The 14,926-nt window shown below is 66.7% G+C and carries 14 protein-coding genes and 1 pseudogene; 8 read left to right on the top strand and 7 right to left on the bottom strand.

Annotated features, from left to right (window positions below; all coding sequences use genetic code 11):
- Positions 1-119: 119 nt before the first annotated feature.
- Positions 120-536 (top strand): hypothetical protein, encoded by a 417-nt coding sequence (locus ISF28_RS03260; protein WP_198115732.1) that lies wholly within the window; start codon positions 120-122, stop codon positions 534-536.
- A gap of 110 nt (positions 537-646) precedes the next feature.
- Here the strand turns inward: ISF28_RS03260 and ISF28_RS03255 are convergent, their stop codons facing one another.
- Positions 647-1,489 (bottom strand): HDOD domain-containing protein, encoded by an 843-nt coding sequence (locus ISF28_RS03255; protein WP_198115731.1) that lies wholly within the window; start codon positions 1,487-1,489, stop codon positions 647-649.
- Positions 1,486-1,818, bottom strand: a complete 333-nt coding sequence (locus ISF28_RS03250; protein WP_198115730.1) for a hypothetical protein — start codon at positions 1,816-1,818, stop codon at positions 1,486-1,488. Before ISF28_RS03250 ends, ISF28_RS03255 begins: the two co-directional genes overlap by 4 nt.
- Before the next feature lie 170 nt (positions 1,819-1,988).
- Here ISF28_RS03250 and ISF28_RS03245 point away from each other — a divergent pair, with 170 nt between their 5' ends.
- Positions 1,989-2,540 (top strand): DUF1697 domain-containing protein, encoded by a 552-nt coding sequence (locus ISF28_RS03245; RefSeq protein ID WP_198115729.1) that lies wholly within the window; start codon positions 1,989-1,991, stop codon positions 2,538-2,540.
- 144 nt (positions 2,541-2,684) lie between these two features.
- Here ISF28_RS03245 and ISF28_RS03240 read toward each other — a convergent pair whose 3' ends face one another.
- Positions 2,685-2,957 carry a hypothetical protein gene (locus ISF28_RS03240; RefSeq protein ID WP_229518855.1) on the bottom strand — a complete coding sequence of 91 codons (273 nt, stop codon included), beginning with the start codon at positions 2,955-2,957 and terminating at the stop codon, positions 2,685-2,687.
- Between the two features lie 509 nt (positions 2,958-3,466).
- On the opposite strand from ISF28_RS03240, the gene ISF28_RS03235 reads away from it, so the two are divergent.
- The gene (locus ISF28_RS03235) at positions 3,467-5,431 is read left to right on the top strand and encodes an AAA family ATPase (protein WP_198115727.1); all 1,965 of its coding nucleotides are present in this window, start codon (positions 3,467-3,469) and stop codon (positions 5,429-5,431) included.
- 51 nt (positions 5,432-5,482) lie between these two features.
- Here ISF28_RS03235 and ISF28_RS03230 read toward each other — a convergent pair whose 3' ends face one another.
- Both ISF28_RS03230 and ISF28_RS03225 read right to left on the bottom strand, forming a co-directional pair.
- On the bottom strand, positions 5,483-6,112 hold the full coding sequence (locus tag ISF28_RS03230; RefSeq protein WP_198115726.1) for a Vgb family protein: 630 nt from the start codon (positions 6,110-6,112) through the stop codon (positions 5,483-5,485).
- Between the two features lie 9 nt (positions 6,113-6,121).
- Positions 6,122-7,342, bottom strand: a complete 1,221-nt coding sequence (locus ISF28_RS03225; RefSeq protein ID WP_198115725.1) for a helix-turn-helix domain-containing protein — start codon at positions 7,340-7,342, stop codon at positions 6,122-6,124.
- A gap of 88 nt (positions 7,343-7,430) precedes the next feature.
- Here ISF28_RS03225 and ISF28_RS03220 point away from each other — a divergent pair, with 88 nt between their 5' ends.
- Positions 7,431-8,225 (top strand): DUF899 domain-containing protein, encoded by a 795-nt coding sequence (locus ISF28_RS03220; RefSeq protein ID WP_198115724.1) that lies wholly within the window; start codon positions 7,431-7,433, stop codon positions 8,223-8,225.
- Between the two features lie 32 nt (positions 8,226-8,257).
- Positions 8,258-8,821, top strand: a complete 564-nt coding sequence (locus ISF28_RS03215; protein WP_198115723.1) for a copper chaperone — start codon at positions 8,258-8,260, stop codon at positions 8,819-8,821.
- On the opposite strand, the pseudogene ISF28_RS03210 reads toward ISF28_RS03215, so the two are convergent.
- Positions 8,798-10,490 (bottom strand): annotated as a pseudogene (locus ISF28_RS03210) (cation:proton antiporter domain-containing protein). The gene ISF28_RS03215 and the pseudogene ISF28_RS03210 overlap by 24 nt on opposite strands.
- A 187-nt stretch (positions 10,491-10,677) precedes the next feature.
- Complete coding sequence (locus ISF28_RS03205; protein ID WP_198115722.1) at positions 10,678-11,313, bottom strand: TetR/AcrR family transcriptional regulator; 636 nt, start codon at positions 11,311-11,313, stop codon at positions 10,678-10,680.
- 110 nt (positions 11,314-11,423) lie between these two features.
- Here ISF28_RS03205 and ISF28_RS03200 point away from each other — a divergent pair, with 110 nt between their 5' ends.
- Genes ISF28_RS03200 through ISF28_RS03190 form a run of 3 tightly spaced genes read left to right on the top strand, consistent with a single transcriptional unit; the run spans position 11,424 to position 14,903 of the window.
- Positions 11,424-12,605, top strand: coding sequence for a lipid-transfer protein (locus ISF28_RS03200; protein WP_198115721.1), 1,182 nt, complete (start codon positions 11,424-11,426; stop codon positions 12,603-12,605).
- A gap of 10 nt (positions 12,606-12,615) precedes the next feature.
- The gene (locus ISF28_RS03195; protein ID WP_229518854.1) at positions 12,616-13,752 is read left to right on the top strand and encodes an acyl-CoA dehydrogenase family protein; all 1,137 of its coding nucleotides are present in this window, start codon (positions 12,616-12,618) and stop codon (positions 13,750-13,752) included.
- Entirely contained in the window at positions 13,752-14,903 is a 1,152-nt protein-coding gene (locus ISF28_RS03190; RefSeq protein WP_198115720.1) for a CaiB/BaiF CoA transferase family protein, read from the top strand. The genes ISF28_RS03195 and ISF28_RS03190 overlap by 1 nt, the downstream gene beginning before the upstream one ends.
- Positions 14,904-14,926 lie beyond the last annotated feature (23 nt).

Below are 14,926 nucleotides of genomic sequence, written 5' to 3'. Positions count from 1 at the left end.
CCGGCATGTCAGGTGGATGCCTGGTCAGTCGGTAACGCGATCCGGGAACTTATGTTGACGAAACTTAGTCATTCAGTACGGTTCGTAAAAGAACTATTTTAACCATTCACGAGGTCATCATGGCACATCACGCTTTGTCATCACAGGAAAGCTACAACCCCAACCATCTGCTGGACATTCTGCTCGGCAAGATGCAATTGAAGAACGATGCAGCGCTGTCGCGCATGCTGGAAGTCGCTCCTCCGGTGATCAGCAAGATCCGTCACCACCGCCTGCCTGTCGGCGCCTCGCTGCTGATCCGCATGCACGAAGTGACCGGCATGAGCATCCGCGATCTGCGTGACTTGATGGGCGACCGCCGGACCAAATATCGCCTGTCGGATGCCCAAGGCCGCCCGAAGCCCGAGGAAAAAGCCGCACAACAAGCTGCTCAGCAGGCTGCGCAACAGCAACAAGGTCAGCCCCAAGCACAATCGGCCCAACAACCGCAATCGACCGACGCGTCTTCCAAGCCCTCGGGCAACTATGCGCACTGATGCCGAGGGCATGACAGCCGGTCCTGTCATGCCGTCGGCCAGACCCGGCAGCGAAGCAGGTCTTCGCTGCCGTCATCACCGGCGGCCATCCTGGGCTTGAGCGGCCCGTTTCAAGCCATCAGGATGGCCTCCATCTCGCCGAACTGCACTTCCGTTTCGCGGAACAGGTGCAGATAGGCTTCCTCGTTCAGCCCCATCGCATCCCAGGCCACGCTGGAGACGCGCGGCACCAGCTCGTCGTCTTCCCCGGCGAGATCGAGCGCGTGGACGATGCTGTTTGCCACATGCACGATCGCCGCCAGGAATCCAGCGCCGTGGGTTTCCGGCGCATGGTGGTAGGCGATCGCATGGCGCATGGTGTCCGAGAAATTCCAGTGGTCCGCGAGCGCGACCCCGGCGTCGACGTGGTCGATGCCGAGCACGGCCCGCTCGGCGTCCAGCCAATCGCCGCCGTGCTGTCCATGCCAGGCCACGACCTGGTCGTAGGCGTCCGGGTGGCCCGTCACCAGGACGAGCCGGCCGATATCGTGCAGCAGGCCGGCCGTGAAGGCGATGTCCTGGTTGAAACGCATCCGGCGCGCCAGCGCGCGTGCGCAGGCGGCCGTCGCGATCGAATGGCGCCAGAACGCCTTGTCATGAAATCCGGCGCAACGTCCGCTCGGAAAGCAACCCGTGACGGCGGCCGCCGTGATCAGGTTGCGCGTCGTCTGGAAGCCGAGAAAGGTGATCGCCTGCTGGATCGTCGTGACCTTCACCTGCAGGCCGTACGACGACGAATTGGCCAGGCGCAGCGTTTTTGCCGTCAAGGCCTGGTCGTACGACACCTTTTTCGCCAGCACGGAGATGTCGATGTCGTCCTGCTCCACGCTGCTGAGCAATTCCATGACGACGGCGGGCAGCGAAGGCAGGTCTTGCACGCCGGCCGCCAGTTGTTCGGGCGTCAGGCGGTTCATGGCGTCACCTCGCGCTGCAGGCGGTAGTCTTCCACGTAGCGGCGCAGGATGCCGGTGGCCCAGTCGCCGAGGTCGTCCCGGTCTTGCTGACGGAACAAATGATCGAGCCGCGCCTGGATCGCTTCCGGATCCGCCGGCGGCGGGGCCGGGACCGCCTGGAGGATGGGCAGCACCTCGATACCGTGCCGGCCCAGCGACGCAAGCATGGATTCCGTGAGGACGACGCCCTGCGCCAGCAACACATTTCCCTTGTCGTCGCGTACGACGTCGGACAACACCATCCCCGGACGGGTCTCGGCCAGCGGCGTCAGCTGGAAAGGACCGCTCATGCTTACCTCTTTTGTTTTTTGCAATGTATTGATATTACCACCCGGTAAAGTGGGCGTCAGCGGGCGGGAGGCCGGGTGTTGTAAGCCCGTCGCGTGCGCGCCTTCGCGTTTTAATGTTCCCTTAAGTGCGCGGCGCCCCGCACCCGGCCCGGGCACGGTACCATGCCCGAATGACTTATCAACGCTACATCGCCTTACTCAGAGGGGTGAACGTCGGTCGGGCAAAACGCATCGCCATGGCCGACCTCCGCAAACTGATCGCCGACCTCGGCTACGATCATGTGCGTAGCCTGCTCAATAGCGGGAACGTCGTGTTCACCGGCCCTGCCAAGCCGTACGACCGGGTGGCGGCCGAGATCGAGGAAGCGCTCGTGCTCAAGCTCGGTGTCGCCTCGCGCACCCTCGTGCTCGATTGCTCCGAGCTGGACGACATCATCGCGTCCAACCCCTTGCTGGAACAGGCCACGGACCATTCGCGCCTGCTGACCTTCATTCTCGCAAATGCCCATCCGCGCGCAGCCGTCGAAGCCTTGTGCGACCAGGACTGGCATCCCGGTGCGGTGGCGCTGGGCAGGCGGGCCGCCTATGTGTGGTGTCCCGGCGGCATCCTCGACAGCACGGCCGCCGCGGCGCTGGGCAAGCACTTGGGCGACGCGACGACGGCGCGCAACTGGGCGACGCTCAGCAAATTGCATGCGCTGTGCCAGGAATTGCCCGCTTGATTGCCCTTGAAACCGGGCGTTTCGTTCCCACATTAAAAAACGGCGCCTTGCGGCGCCGTGGATGGTCGAATCGTCGAGATGGCGTGCCGTCCGCGTCTTGCGGAACAGTCCGGGATTCGATCGATTCGTCCCCGCCGTCCTTCCTTATTTAAATTTTTCACTACTGTCGCGGCTGGCCCGATAACCGATCAGGATCAGGCCGACCAGCATCATGGCAAACACTTCCGGTTCCGGAAGTTCGGACATCGAAGGGGAAGGCGGCGCCACCACTTCGTTGCGATTTACCGTCGACAGATCGGCCACGCCGTGCGTGCGGACGGCGGCGTGATGATTGTCGAGGTCAATGGCGGCGGCCTGGACGGCGCCGCTCATCAAGAGACTAAGCGTTGCAGCGAGTGCGTATCGTTTCACGGTCATTCCTTATCAAACCAACTGACTGTGGATTACGTCGTCCGCCTTGACGCCGGCAGCGGTGCCATGCGGATGTATCCCAGCATAGCAAAAATGCGCCGTGCATTGCGTCCGTTACGTGCGGTTAAAGCATGATAAATGGATGGCAAAGTTAATCATTTTTACATAAAACAAACGCAATAAATTAAACGATTGGCCATTGATAAAAAGCCAGGCGAGAGCGCTTTTATTGCGATTTATTTATTGGGAGTATGAGATGAGCAATGAAAATAGATGTCACTTTGATCAGCCGTGTTGCGATTCAAAATTTTTTCCGCGCACGGTATACACGTCGCTTTTCTTTGCGAGTATAGTCTCCATATCCCCATTGCCTTCGGGCATCAAAACAATATCAAACGCACACGTTTGAATACCCCGCGGTCCCTGCACCGCCGCCTTTCGCGTCCACTCGGCACCTCGGAAGGCAAGCAACATCCGCAGCATCACGCACCTTCGAACTTTGTAAGAGTACCGATATGCCCAATTTTGCCCGAATTCAAATTGCCTTTAAGAATGTTTATGTCCGGATCTTGACTGCCGTAATGCTCGGCGTGCTGACGGGCTGGGCAATCTACAAGGCAGATATCCCGCAGGATCCGTCGCCCGTCGTCTACTCGCAGAACATTTCGGAGATCACCCAGCTGGCTACCGAGAAGGACCGCCTGGACTACCTGCTGGTCGCGAAGCCGCTGTCCGATTCTCCGCGCTATATCTTCAAGTTCAAGGGCGCGCCGCAACTGCACGTGGTGAAGGTGCCGAGCACGTCGCACCTGTCGCTGGAGCGCGAAGTCCTGCTCAAGAACGCAATCCCGTATTCCATCGCCAAGGACGACTACCTGGCGTCGCACAAGGCCGTCATGCAGGACGAGGGCGAAGGCGTGGGCGCCGACGTCGTCGACTTCCTCAAGCGCCACGCGCTCGACATCACGGTGTTGCTCGTGATCCTGTACGCCATGAAATTCGGCATCCCGGGCATGGGCATGAGCAGCCAGCTCATCACGCCGGACAAGCTCAAGGGCAGCATGGACGACCTGATCGGCATGGATGACATCAAGCAGGAAGTGCTGCACCTGGAAGACATGATCCGCAACCGCGAGTTGTACAAAGAGCACAACATCGACAAGCCGTTCAACGTCATGCTGACGGGCCCGGCCGGTACGGGCAAGACGAAGCTGGTGGGCTACCTGGCCAAGCGCCTCGACATCCCGCTGATCCAGGCGTCCGGTTCGGCGCTGGAATCGGGCTACGTGGGCGGCGGTTCGAAGGCGCTGAATGCCCTGTACCGCAAGGCGTCCAGTAAAGGCCGCTGCATCATCTTCCTGGATGAAGCGCAAAGCCTGTTCATGCCGCGCGGCCGCAGCGAAAAGAAATGGGAAGACGACACGGCGAATACCCTGCTGGGCCTGTTGGACGGCGTCAAGAGCGACAAGGGCGCGGGCGTGATCTGGGTCGTCGCGTCGAACTTCGATGATGCGTCGTCGGAGATGGACGAAGCGATGCTGCGCCGCTTCTCCGTGAAGATCAATTTCCGCCTGCCGAACAAGGCCGAGCGCCGCGAACTCCTGCGCAGCTTCCTGTCGCGCAAGAAGGAAGGTCTCGTGGATTGGAGCGACCTCGACCTGGACCAGGTCGCGGAAATCACCCAGAACCTGAGCCCGGCACTGCTGGAAACGGTGGTCGAGCGCGCATCGATGATCTCGATCCAGGAAAAGACGATCATCAATACCGATCTGCTGTTCCGCGCCTACGAGCGCGCCACGATCGGCTTGACGGACCGCGCCACGACGGCCGAGAAGCACAAGCAGCGCGAACGCATCGCCGTGCACGAACTGGGTCACTTCTTCATGCAGATCGACCCGTACCTGCGCGCCGGCATGAGCTTGGCCGAGGTCAAGGAAAAATCGCATCTGCTGAAGATCAGCACGGAAGCGGTGTCCAAGATCGGTGCGCTGGGTTATGTGCTGCAGTCCGGTGACGACATGTCGCTGCGCACGCTGGAAGAGATGGAGCGCGACGTGATCGGCCTGTACGGCGGCGTGGCGGCGGAAGAATTGTTTTATGGCGCACGCGGCATCTCGGTGGGCAGCCAGAACGACATCGAAAAGATCACGAAGATGCTGAACATGATGGTCGGCCGCCTGTCGATGTATTCGCGCGCCAAGATCGACTACAGCCAGTTGCAGAACGACGCCTCTGCCGAGCATACGCTGCGCCAGGTCGAGGAGAAGTCGGACGAGCTCTATAACTACACGCTGAATTCGATCCGCGACTACAAGGACGTGATCGTGTCGATCAAGGACACGCTGCTGGAGCAATACGTGCTGTCGAAGGACGCCGTGTTCGACCTGCTCGAAGCGCACGAGGAAGCGCTGACGGCCGGCTTGAGCACGCCGCGCCACGCCAGCCTGAAGCTGTGCGCGGAAGAGGCTGCGGTGGCTTGACCGTAACGATTGGTGGTCGACGATGCGGCGGACAGCAATGTCCGCCGTTTTTTATTCCGGCCGCCGCACGGCGCGGATCTTGCCGCTGTTGCCGCCGCCGCAGAAGAAATGGTCCGCGCCGTCGGACTCGAGACCGGAGACGATGAGGCCGGGCGGCATCTCGACGCTCTGCAGCACGTCGCCGGTGTGCGGATCGACGCGGCGCAAATCGCTCTGTTCGTTTTCCCAGGTGGCGTGCCACAGTTCGCCGTTCAACCACGTCACGCCGGTGACGAAGCGCTTCGATTCGATCGTCTTCAGGATCGCCCCGGTCTCCGGATCGAGACGATGGATCTTGCGCGCCCGGTGCTGGCCGATCCACAGCGAGCCTTCGGCCCAGGTGAGGCCGGCGCCGCCGCCTTCCGGCGTCGGGATGGTCGACAGGACCGCGCCCGTGTCCGGGTCGATCTTCTGGATGCGGCTGTCCGCGATCTGGTACAGGTAGCGGCCGTCGAAGGCCGTGCCCGCGTGGGCCTGGACCGCGAGCGAGCGGTCCAGCCGGCCGCTGGCGGGATCGACCGCATTCAAGTGGTCGCCGGAGGCGAACCAGAGGACCAGGCCGTCGAAGGAGACGCCGTGCACGCCGGGCTTGTCGTCGAAGGGTCCGTATTCGCGGACGATGTGGGCAGGTGTCGTTTTCATGTGGCCATTCTATTGAACGCCCAGGGAGGTCGGGAGTAACAAGTTTGTCGCGAAGCCGGGCAGCGGCAGCATCGACCAGCGGCGCGCACGGCCCTGGCCGAACGCCTCGATCTTGCCGGCGGCCGCCAGCGCTTCCAGGGAACGCTGGATGGTGCGCTGGCTGGTGCCCAGCGCCAGCGCGAGCGCGGAGCTGGACCACGTCTCGCCGTCCGCCAGCAGGGCCAGCACGGACGCGTGGTCGTCGTCGACGGGGCGGGCGAGCACGGCGACGTCGTGGCCGTCGCGCGGGATCAACTGGAAGCCGCGCGCCGTGGCGCGTACGGCGGCGACGCCGCGCAGCACAGTGCGCAAACGGCCCATCTCGACGCGCAGGCGGGCGCGGTGCGTCTCGTCGGGATGGCGGATGCGGAAGGCGGCCAGGATCAGCGCGTCGCGCGGCGCGTCCTGCGGCCAGGCCTCGGCCAGGGTGCGCAGCAGTGCGAACAGGACCGGCCGCCGGGCCAGCGGGATCTCCGTGGCGAGGTGGTGCACGGTATGCAGGCAGCCATTGACGACCAGTGCGGTGGAGGTCATCAGCCGCTCGACCTCGTCGAGCAGCACGTCGCGCGGGCCGTCCGGCGTGACGAGTCGCGCCGCCGGGGCGTCGAGCAGGCGCGCCGCCGATTCGATTTCGGCGCCCAGCGCGGCGATGCCGGCGGCGCGCGCGTGGGCATCCGCGCGGACGAGCGCCGCGCGCGCCGCCTGCGCGCGCATGCGGCGCATCGCGATACCGGCCGCGGTCAACTCGTGCGCGGCGCGCAGGGCGCGCGGCATGCCGGCCGGGTCCAGCGCGGCCAGGCGCCGTTCGGCATCGTCGAGGCGGCCCATCAGCAGCAGGCGGCGGACTTCCAGGTAGCGGGCGTGCGCCGCATTGGCGTGGTCGCCGTGCGCGTCCAGCGTGCGGTGCGCGTCGGCGAGCGGCGCCGCGCAGGCGTCGAGGTCGCGCGCGGCCAATGCGATTTCGGCCTCGGCGAGCAGGCAGCGCGCGCGCGCGACGGCGTGCCTGGCACCGAAGGCCCGTGCCGCGCGGCGCACGAGCACGCGCGCGCGCGGCAAGTCGCCCAGCTGCGCCATCGCGATGCCGCGCAATGCCAGCGCGGGCGCGTCGTCACGCAGGGCGACGCGGTCCAGCGCGCCGAGCGGGTCGCCATGCGCCAGCGACAGGGCGGCTGCCGTGATCATCGAGTCCATCGGAATCGCGCCAAACTTGTCACTCCCGTCGTGTGCCGTGCCGTCCCTACTATAGCACCGCACCTTCAACCACCTGAAAGGAAAGACGATGACTACGCATCAGACGGGAACCCGGGACGAATGGCTGGCCGCGCGGCTCGCGCTGTGGGAGGCGGAACGCGAACTCACGCACCGCAGCGACGCGCTGGCGCGCCAGCGGCAGGCCTTGCCCTGGGTCCGCATCGACAAGGACTACCGGTTCGATACCGAGGCCGGCCGCGCGGCGCTGGCCGACCTGTTCCAGGGCCGTTCGCAACTGCTTGTCTACCACTTCATGTTCGGCACCGACTACACGGCGGGCTGTCCGTCCTGCTCGGCGATCGCCGACGGCTTCAACGGCATCGCCACGCACCTGGCCAACCACGACGTGATGCTTACGGCCGTGTCGCGCGCGCCGCAAGCCAGGCTGCGCGCATACAAGGAGCGCATGGGATGGACGTTCCCGTGGGCGACGTCGCACCCGGAACCCGGCGCGGATTTCAATGCCGACTTCAACGTCTGGTTCGACGAGACGCAACAGCGCGAAGGCGGCATCGAATACAACTACCGCCGCGAGCCGCCGATGCAGTCGCCCGCCAGGACGGACTGGACGATGCAGGACAGCGCCAGCCCGGCGCAGCTGCAGGCCGCGGCGACCGGCACCGACCTGGCCACCTATATCCGCGACCGGCCGGGCATGAGCGCATTCGTGCTGGAGGACGGCGTCGTTTATCACACGTATTCGACCTACTCGCGCGGCCTCGATGCGCTGTGGAGCATGTACCAGTGGTTGGACCGCGCACCCCTGGGCCGCAACGAGAACGGCATCTGGTGGCGGCGGCACGACGAGTATCCGGTGCGGTGATGGGCCGCATCCCGATGCCCGGCGGGTGGAGTATGTCGGCGGTCTGGCTGCCGATGTGCGGCCAGTCGTGGTTCGGTGCCGCCGCCGGCTTCGTCGGGATGTGGGCCGCGATGATGGTGCCGATGATGCTGCCGCTTGCCGTGCCGCCGTTGCGGCGCTATCGGGCCGCGCTGGCCGGGACGGGGCGCCGGCGGGCGTCGCTGCTCACGGCGGCGGCCGCGTTGGCCTGGGCCGCGGCCTGGGCGGCGTCCGGCCTGCCTTTGTTCGCGGCCGGCGCGGCCGTCGCGCAAACGCTGCTGGCCATGCCCGCGCTGGCGCGGATCATGCCCGTGATGGCGGCGGCGGCCGGCGTGGCGGGCGCCGTCTGGCATGTCGCAGCGTGGCGCAGGCGGGCTGCGCATCCGCTGCCCGCCGTGACCGGTCCGTCCGCTTGCGCCAAGGCGCTGCTGCTGGGCGCGCGCCTGGGCGGCCATTGCGTCCGGCGCTGCGCGGGTCTCACCGTCGCGCTGCTGGCCGCGGGCTTCATGGAGAGGGGCACGATGGTCTGCGCCGTCGTCGTCGTCGCGCTGGAATCAGTGCGCCTGCGCGAGCGCTAGCCCGTCCAGCACGTGGCGCGCCATGCTGCGCGCCAGTTCGTGCTCGCCCACGAGGACCGTGCCGCCCGTCTCTGCGCGCAGCAGGCGCGCATCTTCCTCGTTGTGCGTGCGCACGACGCAGCGGATGGCGGGATTCAGGGTCTTCGCGGTGTCGACCATGGCGCGCACGTGGAAGGTGTCCGGCGTCGCGATCACGAGCATGGCGGCGCGCGATGTGGGCCTGGATCAGCACGGCCGGTTCGGCCGCATTGCCCGCCACGGCCGGCTGGTCGCGCCGGCGCAGGTGGTCGACGATGTCGCGGTTCTGCTCCGCCACCACATAGTGGACGCCCTGGCTGTCCAGTGCCTGCGCAATGCGCTTGCCCACGCGGCCGTAGCCGACCAGCACGACCTGGCCCGTCAGGCGCTCGTGCGTGACCGTCGTCGGCAGCTCGGCCAGCGGGTCCGGCGAGCGCGCCATGTTGCGGGCGCGTTCGGATGCCGACAGCACCCGATTTTGCAGCGGGCCGACCAGCTTGAACATCAGCGGGTTCACGGCGATCGAGACGATGGCGCCGGCGAGGATCAGGTTCTGGCCCATCTCCGGCAGCAGGCCGAGCGAGATGCCGAGGGCCGCCAGGATGAACGAGAACTCGCCGATCTGCGCGAGGCTCGCGGACACCGTGATCGCCGTATTGACCGGATAGCGCAGCGCCAGCACGAGGAGAAACCCGGCCAGCGATTTGCCGACGAGGATGATGGCGACGACGCCGAGCACTTGCAGCGGGCTCTCGACCAGCACGCGCGGATCGAACAGCATGCCGACGGAGACGAAGAACAGCACGGAGAATGCGTCGCGCAGCGGCAGTGTCTCCTGCGCCGCGCGATGGCTCAGCTCCGACTCGCGCAGCACCATGCCGGCGAAGAAGGCGCCCAGCGCGAACGATACGCCGAACAGGTGCGACGAGCCGTAGGCGATGCCCACCGCCGCCGCGATCACGGCCAGCGTGAACAGTTCGCGCGAGCCGGTCTTCGCCACGCGCCACAGAAACCACGGGAAGAGCTTGCGGCCCACGAGCAGCATGAAGGCGATGAAGGCGCCGACCTGCAGCAGCGTTTTCCCGAGCGACGGCCACAACGAGCCGCCGCCTTCGCCCTTGCCGCCCAGCGGCCCCGCGAGTGCCGGCAGCAGCACGAGCACGAGCACCGTCACGAGGTCTTCCACGACGAGCCAGCCGACGGCGATGCGCCCATTGAGGGAGTCGAGCTGGCCGCGGTCTTCCAGCGCGCGCAGCAGCACCACCGTGCTCGCGACGGACAGCGCGAGGCCGAACACGAGGCCGGCCCCGAGGTCCCAGCCCCACAGATGCGTGAGGCCCATGCCGAGCAGGGTCGCCACCGCGATCTGCAGTACGGCGCCGGGCAGGGCGATGCCTTTCACTTCGAGCAAGTCGTCCAGCGAGAAGTGGAGCCCGACGCCGAACATCAGCAGCATCACCCCGATCTCGGCCAGCTGCGACGCCAGATGCACGTCGGCGACGAAGCCGGGCGTGGCGGGGCCGATGACGACGCCGGCGGCCAGGTAGCCGACCAGGGCCGGCAGGCGCAGGCGCACGGCGAGCATGCCGAACACGAGGCCGAGACCGAGGGCGGCGGCGATGGTGGTGATGAGGCTGATGTCGTGCTGCATCGCGGCTCCTTCGTCTTGAACCAGGGTAGGGTGGGCGATTGATGTCGGGGGCGATTGATGCCGGGGGCATCAATCGAACCAAGCGTGCCCACCTGCGTGTCGCCATGACGCAAGCGTTCGCGAGGGCGGAGGGCCGCCCACCCTACATCGGGCCAGTATAAGCGACACGGCAAATGGCGCGCGGCCGTTACGGCACGGTGGCCAGGTTCAGCAATGCCTTGCGCACCGCCGCCCGCACCGCCAGGAATTGCTCGCGGCGCGATTCGCGGTCCAGGCGGAACAGCATCAGGCCCTCGATCTGCGCCACCATCAGGATCGCCCGCTGCATGTACTCCTCGTCCGAGATGGCCGGATTCAGCCCGCGGATCAGGTTGTAGACGGTCTTGCGTTCGCGCCCCAGCATGCGGTCCATCAGGCTGGAGGCGAAGGCGTTGCGCGAGGCCAGCGCCCAGATCTCGAAGAACAGCGCGTGCGTGACGGGATCGGTGATCTCTTCCAGGAACATGTCGGACGTCGACAGGAACTGGTCCAGGCGCGGGCGGTCGCTCATCTCGGCCGAGATGCGGTCCATCTTGGCCTGGAACTCGTCCATCGTCGTCAGCAGGACGGCTTCCAGCAGCCCTTCGCGGCTGGGGTAATAATGCTGGACGTTCGACAGCGTCATGCCCGCCTCGGCCGCCACCTTGCGCATCGACAGCCCGGCATAACCGTCCGTCGCCAGCAGCCGGCGCGCGGCCTGCAGGATCGCGTGCACGCGCTCCCAGCCTTTTTCGGTCGTGACGGAGGACTTGTTGCGCAGGGTCTGGTCGAGCATTTGTTTCATGCCCTGGATTATCGCACGGCATGCTTTGAAAAACAGGTCGACTGACCTATAATCGCTTGACTAGGTCGGTCGACCTAATCCATGGCAGGGCACAACGCAAGGAGACGACGATGAGCCGCAAAGTGTATGTGACGGGTGTCGGGATGATCCCGTTCGCCAAGCCGGGGGCGAGCGCCCCGTATCACGAGATGGGCGCCCAGGCCGCGCGCGCCGCGCTGGACGATGCCGACATCGCCTGGATTGAGGTCGAACAGGCCTATTGCGGCTACGTGTACGGCGATTCCACCTGCGGCCAGAAAGCGTTGTACGGCGTCGGCATGACCGGGATCCCCATCGTCAACGTCAACAACAACTGCTCCACCGGCTCCACCGCGCTCTATCTCGCGCGCCAGGCCGTGCAGGGCGGAGCGGCCGACTGCGTGCTCGTGCTGGGCTTCGAGCAGATGAGCCCCGGCGCGCTGGCGTCCGTGTTCACGGACCGGCCGGCGCCATTCGACGATTTCGACGCCGTCACCGACCGCCTCGTCGGCAAACCCGAGATCCCGCTGGCGCTGCGCTATTTCGGCGGCGCCGGGCTCGCGCACATGGAAAAATACGGCACGCCGCTGGAGGCGTTCGCGCGCATCCGCGCCAAGGCCAGCCGCCATGCGGTGAACAATCCGCTGGCGCTGTTCCGCAAGGAGGTGAGCAGCCAGGACGTGCTGGACGCGCCCGCGATCTGGCCCGGCGTGATGACCCGGCTGATGGCCTGTCCGCCCACCTGCGGCGCGGCCGCCGCCGTGCTGGTGTCCGAGGCGTTCGCGAAGAAGCACGGCCTGCGTGCCGACGTCCACATCGCCGCGCAGGCGATGACGACGGACCGTCCGAGTACGTTCGACTCGAACGACATGATGCGCCTCGTCGGCTACGACATGAGCCGGGACGCGGCACGCCAGGTCTACGAGCACGCCGGCATCGGGCCGGACGACCTGGACGTCGTCGAACTGCACGACTGCTTCGCGCACAACGAGTTGATCACCTACGAGGCGCTGGGCCTGTGCCCGGAAGGCGGCGCCGACAAGTTCATCCGCGACGGCGACAACACGTATGGCGGCAAGGTCGTCACGAATCCGTCCGGCGGCCTGCTGTCGAAGGGTCACCCGCTCGGCGCGACGGGTCTCGCCCAATGCTTCGAGCTGACGCACCAGCTGCGCGGCAGCGCCGGCGCGCGCCAGGTCGACGGCGCGCGCACGGCGCTGCAGCACAACCTGGGGCTGGGCGGCGCCTGCGTCGTCACGCTCTACCAAGTGTGAGGAGGCGGCCATGACCTCGCCCTGGATGACGCCCGAACTGGACACCTTCCGCGACGCCGTGCGCCGTTTCGTCGCCGCGGAGGTCGTGCCGCACCAGCAGCGCTGGCGCGAACAGCAGCACGTCGACCGCGCGCTGTGGCGCAAGGCCGGAGAGCTCGGCCTGCTGCTCGCCGACGTCCCCGACGATGTTGGCGGCTCGGGCGGCACCTTCGCCCACCAGGCCGTCGTGTTCGAGGAGCTGGCGCTGGCCGGCGACACGGCGTTCGGCCTGCACGTGCACGCGATCGTCGCGCATTACTTGCTGAACCACGGCACGGAAGAGCAGAAGGTCAAATACCTGCCGCGCCTGGCCAGCGGCGAGATGATCGCGGCCATCGCGATGTCCGAGCCGGACGCCGGCTCGGACCTCAAGGGCATCCGCACGACGGCCGCGCGCACGGACCTGGGCTACCGCCTGAACGGTTCCAAGACCTTCATCTCGAACGGCTACCTGGCCGACCTGATCCTCGTCGTCGCCAAGACCGATCCGGCCGCGGGCGCCAAGGGCGTCTCGCTGATGCTGCTGGAGACGGCGAACAACCCGGGCTTCCGCGTCGGCCGCATCCTCGAGAAGATGGGGCAGAAGGGGCAGGACACGTGCGAACTGTTCTTCGACGATGCCATCGTCCCGCTGCAGAACGTGCTGGGAAGCGACGAAGGCCGCGGCTTCGCCCAGCTGATGACGGAGCTGCCGTACGAGCGCACGATCGTCGGCGTGGCGGGCGTCGCCTGCATCGAGCGCGCGCTGGCGCTCACGGTCGCGCACGCGCGCGAGCGCCGCGCGTTCGGCCAGGCCCTCATCGACATGCAGAACACGCGCTTCGTGCTGGCCGAGTGCAAGACCGAGGCGACGGTGGCGCGCGTGTTCATCGACCGCTGCATCGAAGACCTCGTCGCCGGCCGCATGGACACGGTGCGGGCGTCGATGGCCAAGTACTGGATCACGGACTTGCAGTGCAAGATCGTCGACCGCTGCCTGCAACTGTTCGGCGGCTACGGCTACATGCTCGAATACCCCATCACGCAGATGTACCTGGATGCGCGCGTGCAGCGCATCTACGGCGGGGCGAACGAGATCATGAAAGAAATCATCGCCCGGTCGCTGTGATGACCAGCGGACCTTTGAAGGGGCTGCGCGTGATCGAGATGGCCGGCATCGGCCCGTGCCCGTTCGCCGCGATGATGCTGGCCGATATGGGGGCCGAGGTGATCCGGATCGACCGCAAGGCCGATCCGTCCATGCCGAATCCCTACCCGGTGCTGGGCACCAAATACGACGTGATGGCGCGCGGCCGCCGCACGCTGGCGCTCGATCTGAAAGACCCACGTGCGCGCCAGGTGCTGCTCGACCTCGTCGCCAAGGCCGACGCGCTCGTCGAAGGCTTCCGGCCCGGCGTGATGGAGCGCCTCGGCCTCGGCCCCGACGCCTGCTTCGAGCGCAATCCGAAACTGGTGGTCGGCCGCGTCACCGGCTGGGGCCAGAGCGGCCCGCTGGCGCAGGCGGCCGGGCACGACCTGAACTACGTGGCGCTGACCGGCATGTTGCATGCGATGGGCGACGCCGACCGTCCGCCGCCGCCGCCGCTGAACCTCGTCGGCGACTTCGGCGGCGGCGGCATGATGCTGGCGTTCGGCGTCGTGTGCGCCATGCTGGAAGCGCGCACGTCCGGCCGCGGGCAAGTCGTCGACGCGGCGATGACGGACGGCGCGGCGCTGCTGGGCGCGATGATGGCCGGCCTGCGCGCGCAAGGTTCGTGGTCCGCCGCGCGCGGCGCCAACCTGCTCGACGGCGGTGCGCCGTTCTACGCCACGTATGCCTGCGCGGACGGACGGTTCATCGCCGTGGGCGCCATCGAACCGCAGTTCTACGCGCAACTGCTGGCGCTGACGGGGGCGTCGGACCCGGCGTTCGCGCGGCAATGGGACCGGGACGACTGGCCGGCACTGAAGGACAAGTTCGCGGCGCTGTTCGCCACGCGCACGCGCGACGCCTGGTGCGCGCTGCTGGAGGGGACGGACGCATGCTTCGCGCCCGTGCTCGACATGGACGAGGCGCCGCGCCATCCGCACAACGCGGCGCGCGCCACCTTCGTCGACGTCGACGGCGTGACCCAGCCGGCGCCGGCGCCGCGCTTCTCGCGCACGCCGGGCGCGGCCCGGCCGGTGGCGGCGCCGGGGCAGGACGGCGCGGCCATCCTGGCCGACTGGGGCTGGCCGCGGGACGCCATCGCCACGCTGCGGCGCGACAATATCGTCTAGGCTGGGCTACGATGGCGGCATGG

This window comes from Massilia rhizosphaerae (assembly GCF_016093545.1).
Lineage (GTDB): Bacteria > Pseudomonadota > Gammaproteobacteria > Burkholderiales > Burkholderiaceae_D > Telluria > Telluria rhizosphaerae.
The sequence above is the reverse complement of the archived record's forward strand: the minus strand, read 5'-3'. Positions and strand labels throughout refer to the sequence as shown.

What these genes read in the sequence shown, in the direction of transcription:
- ISF28_RS03240 (WP_229518855.1), bottom strand. Translation starts at nt 2,957, where the DNA reads ATGACCGTGAAACGATACGCACTCGCTGCAACGCTTAGTCTCTTGATG.
- ISF28_RS03260 (WP_198115732.1), top strand. Translation starts at nt 120, where the DNA reads ATGGCACATCACGCTTTGTCATCACAGGAAAGCTACAACCCCAACCAT.
- ISF28_RS03230 (WP_198115726.1), bottom strand. Translation starts at nt 6,112, where the DNA reads ATGAAAACGACACCTGCCCACATCGTCCGCGAATACGGACCCTTCGAC.
- ISF28_RS03205 (WP_198115722.1), bottom strand. Translation starts at nt 11,313, where the DNA reads ATGAAACAAATGCTCGACCAGACCCTGCGCAACAAGTCCTCCGTCACG.
- ISF28_RS03215 (WP_198115723.1), top strand. Translation starts at nt 8,258, where the DNA reads ATGTCGGCGGTCTGGCTGCCGATGTGCGGCCAGTCGTGGTTCGGTGCC.
- ISF28_RS03235 (WP_198115727.1), top strand. Translation starts at nt 3,467, where the DNA reads ATGCCCAATTTTGCCCGAATTCAAATTGCCTTTAAGAATGTTTATGTC.
- ISF28_RS03220 (WP_198115724.1), top strand. Translation starts at nt 7,431, where the DNA reads ATGACTACGCATCAGACGGGAACCCGGGACGAATGGCTGGCCGCGCGG.
- ISF28_RS03225 (WP_198115725.1), bottom strand. Translation starts at nt 7,342, where the DNA reads ATGGACTCGATGATCACGGCAGCCGCCCTGTCGCTGGCGCATGGCGAC.
- ISF28_RS03190 (WP_198115720.1), top strand. Translation starts at nt 13,752, where the DNA reads ATGACCAGCGGACCTTTGAAGGGGCTGCGCGTGATCGAGATGGCCGGC.
- ISF28_RS03250 (WP_198115730.1), bottom strand. Translation starts at nt 1,818, where the DNA reads ATGAGCGGTCCTTTCCAGCTGACGCCGCTGGCCGAGACCCGTCCGGGG.
- ISF28_RS03255 (WP_198115731.1), bottom strand. Translation starts at nt 1,489, where the DNA reads ATGAACCGCCTGACGCCCGAACAACTGGCGGCCGGCGTGCAAGACCTG.
- ISF28_RS03200 (WP_198115721.1), top strand. Translation starts at nt 11,424, where the DNA reads ATGAGCCGCAAAGTGTATGTGACGGGTGTCGGGATGATCCCGTTCGCC.
- ISF28_RS03195 (WP_229518854.1), top strand. Translation starts at nt 12,616, where the DNA reads ATGACCTCGCCCTGGATGACGCCCGAACTGGACACCTTCCGCGACGCC.
- ISF28_RS03245 (WP_198115729.1), top strand. Translation starts at nt 1,989, where the DNA reads ATGACTTATCAACGCTACATCGCCTTACTCAGAGGGGTGAACGTCGGT.